This window comes from Scopulibacillus darangshiensis, from assembly GCF_004341035.1.
Lineage (GTDB): Bacteria > Bacillota > Bacilli > Bacillales > Sporolactobacillaceae > Scopulibacillus > Scopulibacillus darangshiensis.
Window position 1 is genome coordinate 15,717 of record NZ_SLXK01000045.1, and the last position, 18,673, is coordinate 34,389.

Annotated in this window: 17 protein-coding genes and 1 riboswitch; of the genes, 15 read left to right on the forward strand and 2 right to left on the reverse strand. The window is 40.8% G+C overall.

Annotated elements, in window-relative coordinates; all coding sequences use genetic code 11:
* Positions 1–190: 190 nt before the first annotated feature.
* Together EV207_RS19575 and EV207_RS19580 are read right to left on the reverse strand one after the other, a co-directional pair.
* A complete protein-coding gene (locus EV207_RS19575; RefSeq protein ID WP_207902979.1) occupies positions 191–451 on the reverse strand; it encodes an IreB family regulatory phosphoprotein in 261 nt (86 codons plus the stop codon).
* Positions 452–731: 280 nt separating this feature from the next.
* The gene (locus EV207_RS19580) at positions 732–1,835 is read right to left on the reverse strand and encodes a 5-methyltetrahydropteroyltriglutamate--homocysteine S-methyltransferase (protein WP_132747848.1); all 1,104 of its coding nucleotides are present in this window, start codon (positions 1,833–1,835) and stop codon (positions 732–734) included.
* Positions 1,836–1,956: 121 nt separating this feature from the next.
* Positions 1,957–2,056, reverse strand: a riboswitch (SAM riboswitch).
* A gap of 127 nt (positions 2,057–2,183) precedes the next feature.
* On the opposite strand from EV207_RS19580, the gene EV207_RS19585 reads away from it, so the two are divergent.
* The 15 genes from EV207_RS19585 to EV207_RS19655 all read left to right on the forward strand — a co-directional run bounded on the left by EV207_RS19585 (position 2,184) and on the right by EV207_RS19655 (position 18,600).
* Positions 2,184–2,780: a Uma2 family endonuclease gene (locus tag EV207_RS19585; RefSeq protein WP_132747849.1), complete on the forward strand. Its 597-nt coding sequence runs from the start codon at positions 2,184–2,186 to the stop codon at positions 2,778–2,780.
* A 60-nt stretch (positions 2,781–2,840) separates the two neighbouring features.
* Positions 2,841–4,175, forward strand: a complete 1,335-nt coding sequence (locus EV207_RS19590; RefSeq protein ID WP_132747850.1) for a hypothetical protein — start codon at positions 2,841–2,843, stop codon at positions 4,173–4,175.
* Between the two features lie 122 nt (positions 4,176–4,297).
* Positions 4,298–5,431, forward strand: coding sequence for a mandelate racemase/muconate lactonizing enzyme family protein (locus EV207_RS19595; protein WP_132747851.1), 1,134 nt, complete (start codon positions 4,298–4,300; stop codon positions 5,429–5,431).
* Positions 5,428–6,564, forward strand: a complete 1,137-nt coding sequence (locus tag EV207_RS19600; RefSeq protein ID WP_132747852.1) for a M20 peptidase aminoacylase family protein — start codon at positions 5,428–5,430, stop codon at positions 6,562–6,564. Before EV207_RS19595 ends, EV207_RS19600 begins: the two co-directional genes overlap by 4 nt.
* Before the next feature lie 72 nt (positions 6,565–6,636).
* Positions 6,637–8,112: an amino acid permease gene (locus EV207_RS19605; protein WP_132747853.1), complete on the forward strand. Its 1,476-nt coding sequence runs from the start codon at positions 6,637–6,639 to the stop codon at positions 8,110–8,112.
* Between the two features lie 15 nt (positions 8,113–8,127).
* On the forward strand, positions 8,128–8,949 hold the full coding sequence (locus EV207_RS19610; RefSeq protein ID WP_132747854.1) for a GNAT family N-acetyltransferase: 822 nt from the start codon (positions 8,128–8,130) through the stop codon (positions 8,947–8,949).
* 126 nt (positions 8,950–9,075) lie between these two features.
* Positions 9,076–9,747 (forward strand): GntR family transcriptional regulator, encoded by a 672-nt coding sequence (locus tag EV207_RS19615; RefSeq protein WP_165887016.1) that lies wholly within the window; start codon positions 9,076–9,078, stop codon positions 9,745–9,747.
* A gap of 13 nt (positions 9,748–9,760) precedes the next feature.
* Entirely contained in the window at positions 9,761–10,546 is a 786-nt protein-coding gene (locus EV207_RS19620) for a carbon-nitrogen family hydrolase (protein ID WP_132747856.1), read from the forward strand.
* A gap of 21 nt (positions 10,547–10,567) precedes the next feature.
* Positions 10,568–11,257, forward strand: a complete 690-nt coding sequence (locus EV207_RS19625; protein WP_132747857.1) for a DUF2848 domain-containing protein — start codon at positions 10,568–10,570, stop codon at positions 11,255–11,257.
* 148 nt (positions 11,258–11,405) lie between these two features.
* Complete coding sequence (locus tag EV207_RS19630; RefSeq protein ID WP_132747858.1) at positions 11,406–12,836, forward strand: sodium:solute symporter family protein; 1,431 nt, start codon at positions 11,406–11,408, stop codon at positions 12,834–12,836.
* A 227-nt stretch (positions 12,837–13,063) separates the two neighbouring features.
* Positions 13,064–14,425, forward strand: a complete 1,362-nt coding sequence (locus EV207_RS19635; RefSeq protein WP_132747859.1) for an amino acid permease — start codon at positions 13,064–13,066, stop codon at positions 14,423–14,425.
* 125 nt (positions 14,426–14,550) lie between these two features.
* Positions 14,551–16,506, forward strand: a complete 1,956-nt coding sequence (locus EV207_RS19640) for a BglG family transcription antiterminator (RefSeq protein WP_132747860.1) — start codon at positions 14,551–14,553, stop codon at positions 16,504–16,506.
* Between the two features lie 85 nt (positions 16,507–16,591).
* Positions 16,592–16,897: a PTS lactose/cellobiose transporter subunit IIA gene (locus tag EV207_RS19645; RefSeq protein ID WP_132747861.1), complete on the forward strand. Its 306-nt coding sequence runs from the start codon at positions 16,592–16,594 to the stop codon at positions 16,895–16,897.
* A gap of 34 nt (positions 16,898–16,931) precedes the next feature.
* Positions 16,932–17,240 carry a PTS sugar transporter subunit IIB gene (locus EV207_RS19650; protein ID WP_132747862.1) on the forward strand — a complete coding sequence of 103 codons (309 nt, stop codon included), beginning with the start codon at positions 16,932–16,934 and terminating at the stop codon, positions 17,238–17,240.
* Positions 17,241–17,352: 112 nt separating this feature from the next.
* On the forward strand, positions 17,353–18,600 hold the full coding sequence (locus EV207_RS19655; RefSeq protein ID WP_132747863.1) for a PTS sugar transporter subunit IIC: 1,248 nt from the start codon (positions 17,353–17,355) through the stop codon (positions 18,598–18,600).
* Positions 18,601–18,673: the final 73 nt, after the last annotated feature.

The following is an 18,673-nucleotide window of genomic DNA, read 5'->3' on the forward strand; positions in this document are numbered from 1 at the left end:
GGATACGCTGGTGAGAGTGTGGGGGAAAAGTGCTGTAATGTGGAAAAGTGGGGTGACCCACATAGGAAAGGGCAAGTTATCAATTTTCTAGATGACGACAACCTTTCCTTGTAGACGATTCATTCTTTCTCCGCGCTTTCTTTTAGTCCTGTTACTAATTATATAGGAATATTTTAAAGAAGCGCCGATTTCATTTGGTATTTTCTATAAATGTTCTAAGACATTCCTCAATCAACTCATTGCGTTCGATTTTTTGAATAAGATTTCTTGCATTTTTATGACGGGGAATATAAGCAGGATCACCTGAAAGAAGGTAACCCGTCATTTGATTGATAGGATTGTATCCCTTTTCTTGTAATGCATCATACACATCGGAAATGATTTCTTTAACAAGAGCGTGGTAGGAATCCTTATCAAATTCAAATTTTTTCGTTTGATCCATTGGTCTCAATCCTTGCTGCGGTTTTTTTAAGTTAATCAGAAAGTATAACTTTCTGACGCACATAAGTGCACTGGCTAAAGACGTAACATCCTGTTACAACGCCAGTACTAGCACGTCCTGTGCGTCGCAACTACGCCTCTGTCTTCGCCAATCGGCGAGTTTTCTTTAAATGACACTAAAATATCATTTCGTATGATTTAAGAAAATGTGTCCTTGATACATTTTTTGGCATCCCAAATAATCAACATTTATAAAAGGGCAGCCTGCAGCGGCTGCCCCATCATTTCATTTATCCCCAAACTTCTTTTGCAATATCAATAATAAATTTCAATTTGTTCCATTGTTGTTCTTCCGTCAAATCATTGCCGTGATGTGTAGAAGAGAAGCCGCATTGGGTACTTAAGCACAATTGATCGAGCGGCACATAGCCCGCAGCTTCTTTAATCCGCGCTTTAATGACTTCCTTGTCTTCCAATTCGCCATTTTTGGATGTGACGACACCTAGAATGACTTGCGGGCCGCCTTCCGGAATATATTTTAATGGCTCGAAATTTCCTGAACGCTCATCATCATATTCAAGGAAGAAGCCATCGACTTTTTCCTTTGCGAAAAAGCTAGGTCCAATATGGGAATAACCGCCTTGGAAAGCCCATTTTGATTGATAGTTTCCCCGGCATAGATGGGTTGTCACGACTAAGTCCTCGGGTTTCCCTTCTAATACACCATTCACGACACGCAAGGCTAAATCAATCAATTCCTGTCTAGAAAAATCGTCGTCACTATACGGCTGCTCGGTTGATGTGAGGCTGGCAATATAGACATCGTCAAATTGCAAATAGCGGACGCCGGCTTGGTAGAATGCCTTCAATGCGTCTTGGTACGCTTTAATAATGTCATTAGCGTAGTCTTCAATGTCTGGATAAATATCTTTGTTGCGAATACCAATAGGAAACAGTTGATTTGGGCTCGGGATTGTTTGTTTCGCAACAGCCCGCCCGGCAACAATGTCATTAAATTCAATAAAATCCTTAATGAATGGATGATCGGGGTTAAATGATATTTTTCCAATGTTCCGAACGTTAAACTTCTCAGTGGCTACACCTTTAAATGGGCGTCCTTCTTTAGAAACATAACCCTCGACACCGTTCAAATGCTCTAAAAAGTCAAAGTGCCACCACGTCCGTCTGAATTCACCGTCCGTGACCGCGGATAATCCGATCTCGATTTGTTTGTCAACTATGCGTTTGATTTCCTTGGTTTCAACTTCTCGCAACTGCGCGGCTGTCAGTTTCCCTTCCTTGAACTCAAGTCTCGCTTGATGCAAATTTTCTGGACGCAATAGGCTTCCCACCTGATCGGCTTTAAATGGCGCTTTTGTTAATGTAATAGACATGGTTGTATCCCTCTCTCTTTTAGGTAATTATTTGCTAAATCGTTTTAGTAAAATAGTAAATGTCGACTAAAAACCCCCTTCTTAAAATAAGAAGAGGGTATGGCGCATTCGGTCATGGCTCTTCTTATCTCCAAGCGTAACGCCTCTGGAATTAGCACAGTACCTTACAGTCTGTTGCTGAGGCTTCAAAGGGCCAGTCCCTCCGCCTCTCTTGATAAGAAAATAAGAAATCTATTAATTTATTAATTATTACCCTACATTTGTTTGTTTTAAATGTCAAGGTGTTTTGTGAAAGGCGTGAAAACTTTGATATAATACTGATAATATAAAATGGCAAGGAGGGCGGTTATGAATTCCAAAAAGCAAAAGCCATCACAAGGTGTGCGGGAACAGCCTTTAACATATGATGATTACGCCGCGGTGCCTGACGACGGCCAAAGGTATGAACTGGTGAATGGCAGATTAGAATTAATGGCGCCTGCTCCAAGTCCCAAACATCAGTTGATCGCCAAAGAAATTGGCAGCACTTTGGATTCGGTATGCGGATCAGACTATATTTTGCTTTACGCCCCGATTGATGTTATTTTATCAGATACTGACATTAGGCAGCCTGATATTGTTATGATTCATAAGAGACGCGCGGAATTCATCACACATCGCGGCATTGAAGGCCCCCCGGACTTAGTTGTGGAAGTTTTATCCACATCCTCCGTCAAACGGGACAGAGGAAGCAAAGTCAAAAGCTATGCGCGATACGGTATACCAGAGTATTGGATTGTTGATCCTATTAATCGAATTTTGGAACAGTACATTTTAAATAGCGACAGTTATGAGCTTGAAGAAGTGTATGACGGGGACAAAGTGATCCATTCAGAGCGGTTACCTTGTGTTGCTTTTACAATGAAAGATATTATTAACAGCCTTCCTGAATTGCCGAATGCTTAAAGCTCTATAGGCTTGTTTGTTTTGAATCGCCCGGAAGTTCGTTATTGTGAGGTGTTGAAGTTGATTCGTATTGGTGTATTAGGTTCGAAGCTGTTTATTGACGCGGTTTCGATACATTATGCTTTATTTCCTGAAGTGACATTTGTCTCCTATATGTATGAATCCCCAAGGAAAATTGATCACTTGATTGAAAAAGCCGGGGGAGAGGTGGATTTTTTACTTTTTTCCGGAGCTATTCCCTTTTATTACGGACAACAAAAAAGAACGGAATACAAACTGAAGGCGGCTTTTATACCTTTCAGTGAACTTATGGTTTCATTGTCGCTTTTCTCCATTTCCTACCGTGAAAAATTGCCGTTAGCAGCGGTGTCGATTGATTTACCAAATCACGTTCTTTTGGATCACGTGTTATCCGAGGCGCAGATTAACGATCGGCCTGTCCATGTAACAGACTATCCCTGGATTTATAAGATGGAGGAAGACATAACACATTTGGATATTGCCCGGTTTGTTCGCTTTCACACTGAGCTGTATAGGGAGAAGAAGACAGCTTATGCTTTAACAAGCATTCATGCCGTTTATGAGGAATTGCAAAAATTAGCTGTCCCATCAACTTATATGATTCAACCGGAACAATCGTTAAAGGACGGTTTGGAAAAAGCCGTTACGTTGGCAAAGTTAAATAAAGCGAAAGCATCACAAATCGCAGTCATATCGATTAAAATATCGGATTACCCTTCCTCGCAGGATAGCCAAGTTTTTCGCCTGCAATTGTTGCAGCAATTACACGAAATTGGCAAACGATTGAACGCAAGGGTGTCGATGGATCATTACCAGCCGTTCCTGATTTATACGAATCGCGGGTCATTAGAATCGGCGCAAAAAGACCGGAATTTACAACTCATCCAAGAACTAGAGGAAAAAGTTAAATTCCCTTTGCAAATTGGCATCGGGTTCGGGCTGACGATGAATAGTGCGGAAAACCATGCCACTCAAGCATTATATTTTACGGAAAAGTTTTCAACGAAAAAAACAACGATTTTTCTTTTGGATGAGAACAAAAAGCTAATCGGACCGCTATTCGAAAATGAAAAACAATATGCATTAAAAAACGAAGATCAAGAGATTCAAATGTTAGCAGAGCAGCTTAAAATGAATACAAAAAAATTGAACCGTTTTATTGATTTTATCGGAACCAATCAATTCAGGTCATTTTCTGCTCAAGAGTTGGCTGATTACTTTGAAATAAGCAGGCGTTCAGCGGAGCGGCTGATCAAAAGGTTTCTTGAACAAGACTTTCTGAACATCGCGGGTGAAGAACAGCCTTATGATCAAGGGCGGCCGCGAGCCCTTTATACCGCGACTGGGAAACTTAAAAAATATATTTCTTTTTAGTTTCCCATCTTGACTTTTATGAATTTGCAGTCTATTATAAAATCAACCAATTAACGACAGTGTAACGACATAATAACTTTAACGTCGTTATCAGTTTTACATCAATTTAAGGAGGGGTCCTTTTGATAATTACAAAAGCAGAAATTATTGGCATTCATTTGCGCTTGAAATCACCTTTTATTATTTCGTACGGGACTTATGATTATATGCCTTCGCTCATAGTGAGACTGGAGACGGATGATGGCTTGGTCGGATACGGTGAGGGTGTTCCGGATGAACATGTCACAGGGGAAACGTTCTATAGCACCTTTGAGGTGTTAAAACATCAATTGCTCCCTGCCGTTATGGGGGAGAATCCATTTGCAATTGAAAAAATCCATCAGGTAATGGACGACCGCATCATCGCCAATCCTGCCGCCAAAGCCGCAGTAGACATCGCATGCTACGATTTGATGGGGAAATACGGAAATCAACCCGTGTACAATTTAATCGGCGGCAAGTTTCATGAAGAACTTACTTATGCAAAAGTGTTAAGTATTGAAGAGCCGGAAATAATGGCGGAGAAAGCGAGACAGGCGGCAGCTGTCGGCTATCAATCTTTGAAATTAAAGGTAGGTTCGAACCTATTAAAAGATATTGAGCGGATAAAAAGTGTTCGGCAGGCAGTAGGGGATAACATGCCGATTCGGGTCGATGTCAACCAGGGATGGGAGAACTATTCTACTGCTATCCAAGCGATCCAACAGCTGGGTTCTCTTCACATTTCGTGGATAGAACAACCGATCAAAATGGGTGATATCGACGGTCTCGCCGAACTGAAAAAGAAATCGATCATTCCGATCATGGCTGATGAAACGATTCATCACGGGCTTCACCTAACTGAAATCATTAAGAAGAATGCCGCTGATAAAATCAACATTAAATTAATGAAATGCGGGGGAATCTATCCCGCCGTTCATTTGGCAAAAACAGCGGAATACGCGGGGATCACGTGCCAAATCGGATCGATGGTCGAATCATCCATCGGTTCAGCAGCAGGTTATCATACAGCAATTGCAAGAAAAAATATAACGAGCACAGAATTAACGGGGCCGCTTTTATTCAGCGAAGACATAGGAGACTTGAGCTTTGATATTCCTTTCGTCCGTTTGAACGAAAAGTCTGGGTTGGGTATTAACGTGAGAGAGGATACGCTGAAAGCATTAACTGTCAAAAAAGATGTCGTTCACTTGAATACGAAGGAATCTTTTTTATGAAAAAAACATTGGAAAAGTTAAAGCCGCTTATTTATGAACAATTTGATTACTTGCATCAATATCCTGAAGTGAGTTGGAAAGAGAAGCATACGACTGATTACATTGCGGACGTTTTACGGAAAAACGGGTGCCGGGTCACCACTTTCCAAGATTGTACAGGGGTCGTTGGGGAATGGGGTAATGGGGATGCCGATTCTCCCGCAATTGGTGTTCGCGCTGATATGGATGCGCTTTGGCAAGAAGTCAATGATGCATTTCAGGCCAACCATTCCTGCGGTCACGATGCCCATATGACAATGATATTAGGTGTCCTCCTTCTATTAAAGGAGGAGGGTATCCAATTACCCGGACGGCTCAAATTCATTTTTCAACCGGCGGAAGAGGTTGGTGAAGGGGCCTTAAAAATGATTGAAAAAGGCATCATTGATGACGTTGATTTCCTTTATGGCGTCCATTTGCGTCCGATCCAAGAACTTTCCGCTGGGCATGCATCACCCGCCATTATCCATGGGGCAGCAGAGACGATATCGGGAAGAATTAAAGGATTCGATGTCCATGGCGCGCGCCCTCATTTAGGACCCAATGCCATTGAAGTCATGGCTATAATCCTTGACCTAATAAAAGGCATACGGTTGGATCCGCTTATCCCTTACTCTGTGAAAATGACTCAGATCAATGCAGGAGGTAAAACGAAAAACATTATACCTGGTTCAGGCCAATTTCACTTAGATTTACGTGCCCAAACGAATGAAGCGATGGACAAGTTGATAATGAAAGTGGAGGCGATATTAAACCAAGTCGCAGCTCTATATGGGGTCGATATCAGTTTTGAACATCAGGAAAGGGTGTATGCCGCTGTTGTAAATGCCGAAGCCCGGCAGATGATGGCTAATGCGGTTACGAAAGCATTGGGGGAAGGACAGCTCACCGCCCCGATTGTGACGCCTGGAGCTGAAGATTTTCATTTTTACACAAAGGAAAGACCAGATGTTAAAGCGACGATGCTGGGATTAGGCTGTGACCTGCAGCCGGGTTTGCACCATCCGCAAATGAGCTTCAATCGGGACGCGTTGCTTGATGGCGTTGAAATCTTGACCCGTGCGGTGATTGAAACTTTTAACACATACGTGTAGCAATCATGTGTTGGCTATAAGGGCAGTAACAAGCTTCAATGTGCACCAAAAATTTTGGAGAAGAGGTGTTTTATGAGCAATACACCATTACAAACCAAAACGGATTCGAATGTGTCTCGGAATCAATTGAAGCGAAGGCTTAAGGCGCGGCATCTTACAATGATCGCCATTGGCGGCACAATTGGAACAGGATTATTTTTGGCAAGCGGTGCTACGATTAGTGATGCTGGCCCAGGAGGGGCATTAGTTGCCTATATCATTAGCGGCATCATGGTTTACTTTCTCATGACGAGTCTGGGAGAGATGGCATCGGTCATCCCTGTTGCCGGCTCCTTTAGCACTTACGGCACTAAGTTTGTTGACAAGGCGTTCGGTTTTTCTCAGGGCTGGAATTATTGGTATTACTCGGCGATGATCGTCGCCCTCGAATTATCAGCTGCAGGATTAATCATGAAATTTTGGCTTCCTTCTGTCCCCTCTATTTTTTGGAGTTCACTATTTCTCGTTCTGCTCTTTTTATTAAATATTTTATCCGTTAGGGGTTATGGTGAGGCGGAATACTGGTTTTCTATTATAAAAGTTGCAACAATTATTATATTCTTAGTCACTGGGTTCCTGATGATTTTAGGAATTATGGGAGGAGAAGCTGTCGGATTTAAGAATTTTACGATGGGTGAAGCGCCTTTTAAAGGCGGGTTTATGGCAATCATAGGGGTATTTATGATTGTTGGATTTTCTTTTCAAGGGACCGAAATAGTCGGCATTTCAGCAGGTGAAAGTGAAAATCCTGCCAAGAATGTGCCTAAAGCAGTGAAACAAATTTTTTGGAGAATCTTGTTATTCTTCATACTGTCAATCATTGTTATTAGTTTTCTTATTCCTTATGATGATCCAAGACTCTTAAATGCCGATAGCGTGTCGGTAAGTCCGTTTACGCTTGTATTTAAAAGGGCGGGACTCGCTTTTGCTGCATCTGTCATGAATGCCGTTGTACTTACTGCAGTTCTCTCTACCGCCAATTCGTCAATTTACGCTTGTTCACGGCTATTATGGACGATGGCAAAGGAAGGCACGGCACCTCGTTTTTTAAGAAAAGTGAATTCTAGAGGAGTACCGATAAACGCCCTTTATGTTACAACCATCGTCGGCATGCTCGCCTTCTTGACTTCCATTTTTGGAGATGGGACCGTTTATTTCTGGTTATTGAATGCTTGCAGTTTGACAGGATTTATCGCTTGGCTTGGTATTGCTGTTAGTCACTACCGCTTCCGCAGAGCTTATGTGGCACAAGGCAAGGATCTTAAAGAATTGCCTTATAAAGCAAAATGGTTTCCCCTTGGGCCGATTCTCGCCTTTGTCTTGTGCATGGTTGCTATATTAGGACAAAACTATCAGGCGTTCTTAGGCAATGAGATTGATTGGGGTAACATCATTGCTTCATATATTGGGCTGCCGCTTTTTCTCCTATTGTGGTTCGGGTATAAAATCATTAAGAAAACTAGAGTCGTCCGATTGGAAGATTGTACGTTTGAACAAGAAGATCATTAAAGGGAGGTATTGTAAATGAGCCACAAAGATACAATCATTACTCGTTGTCTTGATTCTGTCGAAGAGCTTGATAAAGTAAGGGAGTTGGAATCTATCATTTGGAGTCGTTCAGAATCAACGCCAAGCCATCAAACGCTGACTGCCGTTAAAAATGGCGGCTTGGTTATTGGCGCCTTTGCAGAGGATAAACAACTCATAGGTTTTCAATATAGTTTCCCAGGGTTTGACGGGAATAATGTCTACTTATGCTCGCCCATTTTGGGCATTCACCCCGAGTTTCGAAAATTGGGAATAGGTGAGAAGCTAAAACGACGGCAAAAAGAGGAAGCGATAAAAAAAGGCTATGATCTCATTGTTTGGACATATGATCCGCTGGAAACGGTGAACGGACATTTAAATTTACACAAACTAGGTGCTGTATGTTCGACGTATATTGAAAACTGTTACGGTGAAATGGACGATGGTTTAAATCAAGGCATGCCGTCGGACCGATTTTTAGTGGAGTGGCGGACGAGGGATGACCGGAAAACAAGGAAAAATAATGATGAGCACCGAATAAACGAGGACTTTTCGGTAATTAAAACTGCTCATATCGACGGGTATCCTGAGCCTATCGACATTGATTTAACAAAGTCCCGGGAAACGGGATCGCTCCTTGTACCTGTTCCAAGCAACTTTCAGAAATTAAAGAAGGGTCGTTTGGATCTTGCATTGGAATGGCGAAAAAATACCCGCCAAGTCTTTTCCCACTACTTTAAAAATGGGTGGACAGCTATTGACCTTGTGAGGCATCCGTCCGATGCTACTTTATATTGTTATGTCTTGTCATACACATAATATTTGCCTGACTTATGTCAGGCTTTTTCTTTGTCAATCATTCGTCTTACTTATTTGACAATTGGGCCACCTTAGTATAATGTGTTATGTATACACTAAACATTAAATATGATAGAGGGGTTTTTCATGGACACGATTAATTTAGGTGCGATAAAAAAGGAAACCACTTATCAAGCAGCTTACAAACAGTTAAAAGAAGCGATCTTAACTGGAAGATTAACTTCTGGGAGATATTACACAGAAGTTGAGCTGGCTACTGTTCTTGATATTTCCAGAACCCCTGTCAGGGAAGCGGTCAAAGATTTGATTCATGATAACCTTTTGGTCGCTGTGCCGAGAAAGGGTATGAAAATAAAGGACTTCACCAAAATCGAAATTGAGCAAGTCTTTTTGTTAAGAAAAGCGATTGAAACCGAAGTTTTAAACAAATTTATGAAAGCGGTTGCGGATGAGCAGGTGGATGAGCTAAATGAATTAATAAAGCTGCAAAAACAGGCGCTTATAGACAAAGATAAAATAACATTCATTCATTTAGACCAAAAGTTTCATAACCGAATTTTTAGTTTTACGAATTATGAGCTGATCGAGGAAATATTCGTCAGGCTTCATAATCTAACTAGATTAATTGGACATAAAGCCTTATTGAAAGGAGGAAGAATGGAAGAGGTCATTATTGAACATCGGGACATTGTTGAGGCCATCGAAAAGCGTGATGCCGCTTTGGCAAAAGAAAAGTTGATTCGTCACTTGGATGAAACCGAAAAATCATTATGGACTATCAATCATAAAGGAGAGTAGGAGGATGCTGGATATGAAATATGCGATTTATCAAATGGACATTATTGCAGGCAGGCCGGAGGAAAATAGGAAAAAGGTGGCGACGTGGCTGGATGATGTTGCAAACCGTGAACAGCCTGATGTCGTCGTTTTGCCGGAAATGTGGACGACGGCTTATACCTTGCCGGAATTAGAGACTAATGCTGATATCGCGGGTGAGCCGACGATATCGTTCCTTAAAGAACTCGCTCAAAAGTATAATGTGAATATCATTGGCGGCTCAGTAGCAAATAAGAAGGCTGATGGCATTTACAATACAGCAATCGTCATTAACCGGGCCGGGGAACTAATCCATCAATATGACAAAATCCATCTCGTCCCTATGCTGGATGAACCCGCTTATCTAACAGGCGGCAAAGAAAAGGTGAAAACCTTTACTTTAGATGGCGTGAAAATGGGTCTTATTATTTGTTACGATTTGCGCTTCCCTGAGCTGGCAAGACAGCTCGCACTTGAAGGTGTTCAAGTGCTGCACATTGTCGCGGAATGGCCGACGCCAAGGATCGATCATTGGAAAGCATTGCAGGTTGCCCGCGCGATTGAAAATCAAATGTTTGTTGTATCAAGCAACCGGATCGGCAGCTACAATGATGATAGTTTTGGAGGGTCATCAATGGTTGTTGACCCAGGGGGCAAAACGCTCATCTTAGGAAGTCAAACACAGGAAGAAACGCTTGTGACAGAGCTTTCCATTGATTTAGTAGACAAAATGCGAAAACAAGTCCCGGTCTTTTCCAGCAGAAAACCAGATTTCTATTAAACAATATTATTGGAGGTCGACATGACACACAAACTATCATTCTACGTACAAGGAACAGATGAAACAATAGCAGTCGATATCAAAAAAGTGTTCAATGCGGGTTATGCCGGCAGTGACCAGGAAAGTGTCAAAAAACATATTGATGAACTGGCGGAGCTGGGTGTTCCGGCACCGGATATTACACCAACACTTTACCCTGTATCAAACTATCTAGCGCTTCAATCGGATGGCATTCAGGTTCAGCACGATGAAACAAGCGCCGAAGTCGAATATGTCCTTGTGTGGTGGGGCGGCGGTCTATATGTCACAATAGGCAGCGACCATACAGACAGAAGGCTGGAAACCTTTAATGTGCCAATGGCAAAACAAGCCTCGCCTAATGTAATCGCGGGTGATGTATGGCGTTTTGAAGATGTCAAAGATCATTGGAACGATTTGGAATTGGAGTGCTGGGTGGAAGTCGATGGAAAGAAAGAATTATACCAACAAGGCACATTTGCGGATCTTATGGCACCGGAAGAATGGCGAAACACTTTCGATGAGAAGAAGGTGGATCAAGACGGCCATCTCTTTTTCTCCGGGACTGTGAAAATTGTTAATAGTGAAGTCGCTTTTGCAACAAATTATGAGTTTTTGCTAAAAGATCCTGTGTTAGAAAGAACCATTAAACATCGTTATACAGTAGAAAAATTACCGGAAGCCATCGAATAAGCCCATTTTTGAAGGGAGGAAAGATCATTGACTTCAGCAGTTGGTGTTGCGATTCTATTTGTTGCTGTTGGTTTCATTCCGCTGATTCTTAATAGTGTGTTGGTTAGAAGAGATAAATCGTGATGTTTGAAAAAGGGAGGGTATAGCCATGCAGATCAACTATGTATATTTGAGCATTTTAATCTTAGAATTCCTTATAATAATGGGTGTTGGTGTATGGGCTAACCGCCGTGTAAAAGCCACGGAGGATTATGCCGTCGCCGGCCGTAATCTTGGGGTCTTCTTGGCATGGGGTTCTTTTGGAGGCGCTTTTGTTTCGGCAGTCTCTATCATTGGCGGGGTCGGCTATGCCTCGAATTTTGGCTGGTCATACCTTGTTTTCTTAGGCTTAGGGGTGGAATTCGGCTTGATTTGCCTCGTATTGCTCGCGAAGAAAGTCCATGAATCCGGCGCCCAAACAGTTCCAGAGATGCTATTTCAGCGTTATAAATCTAGAAAACTGCGGGCATTCTCCGCTTTAGCTATTATCATTGCTTATTCCGTCACGCTCATTACACAATTGTTTGCAGCCGGTGTTGTGGTTGAAACGATTGTTGGCATACCTAAGTCATGGGCGATCATGGTCATAGGCATTGTCTTTCTCATTTATACCGTGATGGGAGGGTTGACAGCGGTTGCCCGGACCGACACACTGCAAACAGTGATTATGACAGTAGGAATGCTGCTTACAATTATTGTGATTTTTATTAAGGTACCGTCACATGTCTTTTTCTCACACCCGTTTGACACAGTATTTCAGGGCGATACCAAATCAGGGATGCAAATTTTTGCTTGGATTCTAGTTTGGGGCTTAGGGGTAGCCTCCGAACCATATTATCTAAATCGAATTTTCGCCAGTAAAACGAAAAAAGTGGCGAGCAAAATGATTGGCTTCGGTTCATTATTTGCGGTCTTTATTTATTCATCCATCGTTATTATTGGGATCGGCGCTCACTATTTAGCACCGGGCCATCTGGGAAATGATGCCTTCCCATTTTTAGCGAAAAATGTGCTTCCTTCGGCAATCGGTGTCGTGGTCATGGTCACGTTAATGGCGGCTATTCTTTCTACCATTGACTCGATCTTAAACGTTGTCGGTGTCTATTGGGCAAGAGATATTCATAAAAATCTTTTCAATCGCGAATTAACGGATAAAGGCGAGCTTAACATGTCCCGAATCGCCACATTAATTTTCGGAATCCTGTGTATTGTGGTAGCCTTTATCATGTCTTTCAAACCGCTTCCAGCCATTGCCACCTTTGCTTCATATGCATGGGGCATCATCGGTTCAACTTTATTCATTCCGATCGTGGCCGGGTTCCTTTTCAGCCGATTAAATCCACGATCTGGCCTGTACAGCAGTGTATTAGGCTTTATTGGAGCGATCGGCGGAAAGCTAATGGTTATCTACCATGTTACGTCTATTAACGAAATTTTCTGGGGTGTCGGACTCGCGATTATCGGCTTGTTAGCAGGAATGATCCATTCGCAGAAAATAAAAGGGGATCATAATCAGGGTCATAAAGAAATGACAAATTGATTTAAAAATAGACAAAAAACTAGCCATCCTTTTTCTTATAGAAAAAGGATGGTATTTTTGTGATTGCCACTTTACTTGAGGAAAATCCCATAAAAGGTGTTCAAAAATGTCGAAACTTGTATTACAATTAAAATATTCGTGATTCTTTACGCCTTTTAATAACTAAAGGCTGAATAGATGAATGAAACGAATTGATAGCGTTTTCGTTACAGAGGGAGATGGATGCATTGAGAGAAACTACGGAAGAGAAGTCGCTCGAGAGAGGACTGAAAAATCGCCACATTCAATTGATTGCGATTGGCGGGGCGATTGGCACTGGACTATTTCTAGGTGCGGGGAAATCAATTCACCTGGCTGGACCATCGATTATGCTTGTGTACTTGATCATTGGGGTCGCGCTCTTTTTCATGATGAGAGCGCTAGGGGAATTATTGCTGTATAAATCATCAACGGGATCATTTGCTGAATTCGCTGAGACATTTATTGGCCCATGGGCTGGTTTTATTACAGGCTGGACGTACTGGTTTTGCTGGATTGCGACAGGGATTGCTGAAATTACAGCCGTCGGTGTCTATGTGAAGTACTGGCTGCCAGATGTCCCGCAATGGATTCCAGCGCTTGCTTGTGTGCTTATTTTATTTCTCATTAATATGGCGACAGTTAAGGCATTTGGAGAAATTGAATTCTGGTTTGCGCTCATTAAAATTATCACAATAATCGCATTGATCATTATCGGTATTGTTCTAATCATCATGGGTTTTAAAGGAAATGGCACAGAAGCATCCTTTTCTAACCTTTGGACATACGGAGGCTTTTTTCCAAATGGGATGTCCGGTTTCCTCCTCTCGTTCCAAATGGCCGTCTTTTCGTTTGTCGGTATTGAACTTGTCGGAGTTACGGCGGGGGAGACTGTTGATCCCGATAAAACGATTCCAAAAGCGATTAATAATATTCCCATCCGTATTTTGGTTTTTTATATTGGCGCACTGCTTGTCATTATGTCCATTTATCCGTGGAACGGGATCAACCCTGCTGAAAGTCCGTTTGTCAAAGTGTTTGCGTTAATTGGTATTCCGGTTGCTGCGGGCATCATTAATTTTGTTGTCTTAACAGCGGCGGCTTCATCTTGTAACAGCGGTATTTTCAGCACAAGCCGTATGACATACACGCTTGCAAACGAAGGTAAGGCACCTAAGCGGATGAAAAGGCTGAACAGCCGCAACGTCCCGGCGCCGGCGCTTATTTTCTCAACACTTGTCCTGCTTGTTGGTGTATTGCTCAATTACCTTTTACCTGACGAAGTATTTACTTTGGTTACAAGCATCGCGACTATATGCTTTATCTGGGTTTGGGGCGTCATATTATATTCACATATCAGGTTCCGCAAAACGATGCCTGAGGAGGCAAAAAAGAATCCATTCAGAATGCCGTTAGCACCTGCTATCAACTGGATTGTCCTTGTCTTCTTCGCAGTCGTCATTGTTATCTTAGGTTTTGCCGCCGACACCCGTGTCGCGCTTTTCGTTACACCAGTTTGGTTCCTCATCCTTGTTATCGCTTATCAATTCCTGAGGAAAAGAGCCAGTTGAGAGAGAAGATAAAACGCATCAATAAAATAGGCCAATCCCATCTTTTTTGGGATTGGCTTTATTTGTAAGTACAATTTCAATTGGATAAAGTGCTAATATAAAAGGGGATTTAAGGAGGGGTTTATATGATACATCATCGTTTATTAGATATCTTGAATGAATTTTTGAAGACACCATCGGGGTTGAACCGGTCGTTTCTTTCAAAGATGCTGAATGTTTCAACAAAAACCATACAAAATGATATTAAAGCGTTGAACGAGCACATAACACCAATTGGAGCAAAAATAGAATCCAAACGTGGGAATGGTTATAACTTAAAAATAGAAAACCAGAAGGACTTTCAACAATTTTGCATTAAATTTTTTCAACTGCACACTGACAAGGTAATGACAACACAAGAAGAGCGATTAACATTTATATTGCAAAGGCTCTTAACAAGCAGAGAATTTATAAAATTGAATGATCTTGCAGAAGAATTGTATTTAAGCAAGGCTACAATCAATTTACTTATGAAAGATGTAACAACTATACTAAAAGAATATGACCTAAGTATAGAAAAGCGGCCTTATTATGGCATCCATATTAAAGGGAATGAGTTTTCAATTCGTTCCTGCATTTCCCAGCACCTGCTTCATAGGGATATTAATTTTCCCTTGTTTGAAAACAAAAATGGTGCAGAAAAAAAATTGTTGGCACAGGATTTATACATTATAAAAGATACGATTTTAGAGTGTATTAAAAATACGAATGTTTATTTATCAGATCTGGAATTTGATAATTTAGTCATTCATATTGCTATTGCGATAAGAAGGATAAAAGGAAGGCATTATATCCAATCTTTAAGTCCTAACATACAGGACGTACAAGACACTTATGAATTTAAAATAGCTCATAATATTTTAGAAAGGTTAGAAAAGATACTGAAGTTTACTTTTCCAATAGAGGAAGTATTATACGTGGCTATTCACTTATTGGGAATGAAAGTGACTTCAGCTATAAAGGGGGAAAGTTTAAAGGATATTATTGGGGAACAAACATATAACATCTTGGAAGAGATCATAATGGCTGTTGATAATAATATGGGCTATAATTTTAAAAATGACAGAGAATTGTTATTTGCCTTGGGGCTTCATATCAAAGCGCAAATCAATAGAATAAAATATGGCTTGAACATCAGGAACCCTTTGCTTGAGGATATAAAAAACAGGTACCCTTTTGCATTAGAAATTGCTGTGGAAGCATCAAAAATTTTAGACCAATATATAGGAAAACCTATTAGCGAAAATGAGACTGGATATATTGCTATTCATTTTGGTGCAGCAATCGATAGATTAAAAACAAAGTTGAAACCAAAACGCTGTTTGTTGGTCTGCGCAAGCGGTCTTGGAAGTGCTCAATTAATAAAAAATAAAATACTTGAATCCTTTAAAGATAAGATAATCATTGCTGGAATAACCGGATTCTATCAATTGCAAGCAGAGAAAATTTTACAGGAAAAAATTGATCTGGTCATTAGTACAGTCAATATTACTATGCCGTTACCAGTACCCGTCGTTAAGGTGCATTCAATTTTTAACAATAGCGATATTAAAGCCATTCAAAAGAAACTTGGTTACGAAGTCAATGAGCACCTTAAAAAATATATAGACAGGGATTTGATTTTTCCTCAACAAGAGATAGCGTCGCGAGAAGAGGTCATTAGGTTTTTGTGCCAAAAAGTCTCTGATCTAGATGGTACAAAGGAAGATCTTAACGAAGCCGTAATCAAAAGAGAGAAAGCATCGGCCACATCATTTGGCAATTTAGTAGCTATCCCTCATCCAATTAAACCCTTAAGCAACAAAACGATATTAGCCTTTTGCACTTTGAAAAAACCGATTATGTGGGGGGAACAGTCAGTGCAATTTATATGCCTGCTATGCGTGAAACGGGGTAATAATCGGGATCTGCAAAGGCTTTATGATTCCTTATATGATATTATTAACGATTTACAGATGGTAGAGAGACTGATTAATACTACAAAAATTAAAACGTTTGAGGAAACGCTTTTATCCTCTCAGTTAGAAACTTCCGTTACTTAACGGAAGTTTTTTATATTTAAGTGAATGCGTTTACAATCTATCATAATATTAAACTCACTCACATTCACAACAGGAGGACATGCTTATGGAAGATCAAATGCCGGTTGCATTTCAAATTATTTTAAGTGGAGGGAATGCCCGAAGCGCGGCTTTAGAAGCTATAGGTTTTGCCAGAAAAGGTGATTTTGCTGAAGCAGAGAATAGCCTGAAGCTGTCTCAAAAAGAAATATCAGCAGCCCATCACATTCAAACAAATCTCTTACAGGAAGAAGCGGGGGAAAACCATGTGGACATCAGTTTGATCTTAGTCCATGCACAGGATCATCTGATGAATGCGATAACGGTAAAAGAATTGGCAGAAGAATTTATTCATTTGTACAAGAAACTTTAACAGTTTATAAAAAAGGACAAGGAGAGGATTTTGAATGAACATTTTATTATGTTGTGCGGCAGGGATGTCAACGAGTATGGTTGTCAAAAAAATGCAGGAGGCTGCCCAAAAACAGGGAAAAGACTATAGTATAAAAGCAGTTGACGTTGAAACAGCAAAAAATGAACTTTCTAATGTGGATGTTTTACTAATAGGTCCGCAAGTTAAATATTTATTAACTCCGATGCAAGAGGCTGCTTCAGTGCATCATGTACCTGTTGCGGTAATTAATATGGTTGATTATGGGATGTGTAATGGTGAAGCAGTATTAAAGCATGCTGAAGAGCTGTGTCAAAATAATTAGGATAAAACGGAAGTCATTAAATCCGTAGGGTTTTACCAGATGAGAAAGCAGGAGTATGGTTGTGACACGGAGATACCAAAAATAATCCTGATTTGAATAGGAGATGAATCACATGAATAGGTTTATGGCCTTTATGGAAAGAAAAGTGATGCCTGTTACCCAAAAAGTTGCGGCACAGCGTCATCTGCTTGCCGTACGTAATGGTGTCCTTTCGACATTGCCCCTGACAATTGTAGGCTCATTTTTCGTTATCTTTTTGAACCTTCCTATAGAGGGATACAATGATTGGATCGCTCCTTTTCGCGATATTTTAGACGTACCCTTTCGATTTACGGTAGGATTAATGGCGTTATATGCCTCATTCGGTGTTGGCGCCTCTCTTGCCGCTTCTTATAATTTAAGTCAATTGAATGCTGGTTTTTTATCAGTGCTGGCGTTTTTGATTTCTACTGTTGTTCCGATAAAAATCGATCAGCCAGTGAAAGGTGTGATTGATGCGGGACGCTATATATCAATTGGTGATCTTGGTGCTGCTTCTTTATTTGGAGCGATCGTGACATCCCTTATAGCGGTAGAGATCTATCATTTTCTAATCAAACGGAACATTTCAATTAAATTGCCAGAAAGTGTACCGCCTGCTGTGGCGAATTCATTTACTGCTCTCATACCGACGGTTGTCGTTGCTTTGCTGTTTTGGGGAATCAGATATGGGTTAGGATTTGATTTGAACACGATTATTACAACAATAATATCTCCTTTGCAATCCATATTAGTAGGTAACAGTTTAATCGGCGGCCTTTTAACTGTCTTTTTTATCGTTTTCTTTTGGTCATTTGGCATTCATGGTCCGGCGATTTTAGATCCTTTGATTCGGCCAATGTGGGATACTGCTATTTTGGCAAATATGGATAAATTTGCATTTTCAGGAAATGCCCATCAGTTGCCTAATTTATTTACTGAACAGTTCCTCCAATGGTTTGTTTGGATCGGCGGAGCAGGGTCGACATTAGCTCTTGCTATCTTATTTATGTTCTCTAAAGCGAAATTTTTAAAAGATCTGGGGAGATTATCCGTTATACCTGGGTTGTTCAATATAAACGAACCAATTATTTTCGGTGCCCCAATTGTCATGAACCCGATTTTAATTATACCTTTTATCATAACACCCATTGTAACGACAATAATATCTTATTTTGCAACAATTTCAGGATTGGTCCCATTAATGATGGCCAAGCTTCCTTTTACTGTACTTTCTCCTATAGCCGCTGTCATTAGCACCGATTGGAGCATAGCCGCAGGTCTATTGGTTATTATCAATTTCATTATTTCATTAATCATTTACTCAAACTTCGCAGACTGAAATCGGCAAATAAGCCTTGATATAATTGGGCAAGGCTGCTACCCATTGTTGAAGTTGACTTTGTATAAGTTTT

What these genes read in the sequence shown, in the direction of transcription:
- EV207_RS19580 (WP_132747848.1), bottom strand. Translation starts at nt 1,835, where the DNA reads ATGTCTATTACATTAACAAAAGCGCCATTTAAAGCCGATCAGGTGGGA.
- EV207_RS19585 (WP_132747849.1), top strand. Translation starts at nt 2,184, where the DNA reads ATGAATTCCAAAAAGCAAAAGCCATCACAAGGTGTGCGGGAACAGCCT.
- EV207_RS19600 (WP_132747852.1), top strand. Translation starts at nt 5,428, where the DNA reads ATGAAAAAAACATTGGAAAAGTTAAAGCCGCTTATTTATGAACAATTT.
- EV207_RS19605 (WP_132747853.1), top strand. Translation starts at nt 6,637, where the DNA reads ATGAGCAATACACCATTACAAACCAAAACGGATTCGAATGTGTCTCGG.
- EV207_RS19610 (WP_132747854.1), top strand. Translation starts at nt 8,128, where the DNA reads ATGAGCCACAAAGATACAATCATTACTCGTTGTCTTGATTCTGTCGAA.
- EV207_RS19615 (WP_165887016.1), top strand. Translation starts at nt 9,076, where the DNA reads ATGGACACGATTAATTTAGGTGCGATAAAAAAGGAAACCACTTATCAA.
- EV207_RS19620 (WP_132747856.1), top strand. Translation starts at nt 9,761, where the DNA reads ATGAAATATGCGATTTATCAAATGGACATTATTGCAGGCAGGCCGGAG.
- EV207_RS19625 (WP_132747857.1), top strand. Translation starts at nt 10,568, where the DNA reads ATGACACACAAACTATCATTCTACGTACAAGGAACAGATGAAACAATA.
- EV207_RS19630 (WP_132747858.1), top strand. Translation starts at nt 11,406, where the DNA reads ATGCAGATCAACTATGTATATTTGAGCATTTTAATCTTAGAATTCCTT.
- EV207_RS19640 (WP_132747860.1), top strand. Translation starts at nt 14,551, where the DNA reads ATGATACATCATCGTTTATTAGATATCTTGAATGAATTTTTGAAGACA.
- EV207_RS19645 (WP_132747861.1), top strand. Translation starts at nt 16,592, where the DNA reads ATGGAAGATCAAATGCCGGTTGCATTTCAAATTATTTTAAGTGGAGGG.
- EV207_RS19650 (WP_132747862.1), top strand. Translation starts at nt 16,932, where the DNA reads ATGAACATTTTATTATGTTGTGCGGCAGGGATGTCAACGAGTATGGTT.
- EV207_RS19655 (WP_132747863.1), top strand. Translation starts at nt 17,353, where the DNA reads ATGAATAGGTTTATGGCCTTTATGGAAAGAAAAGTGATGCCTGTTACC.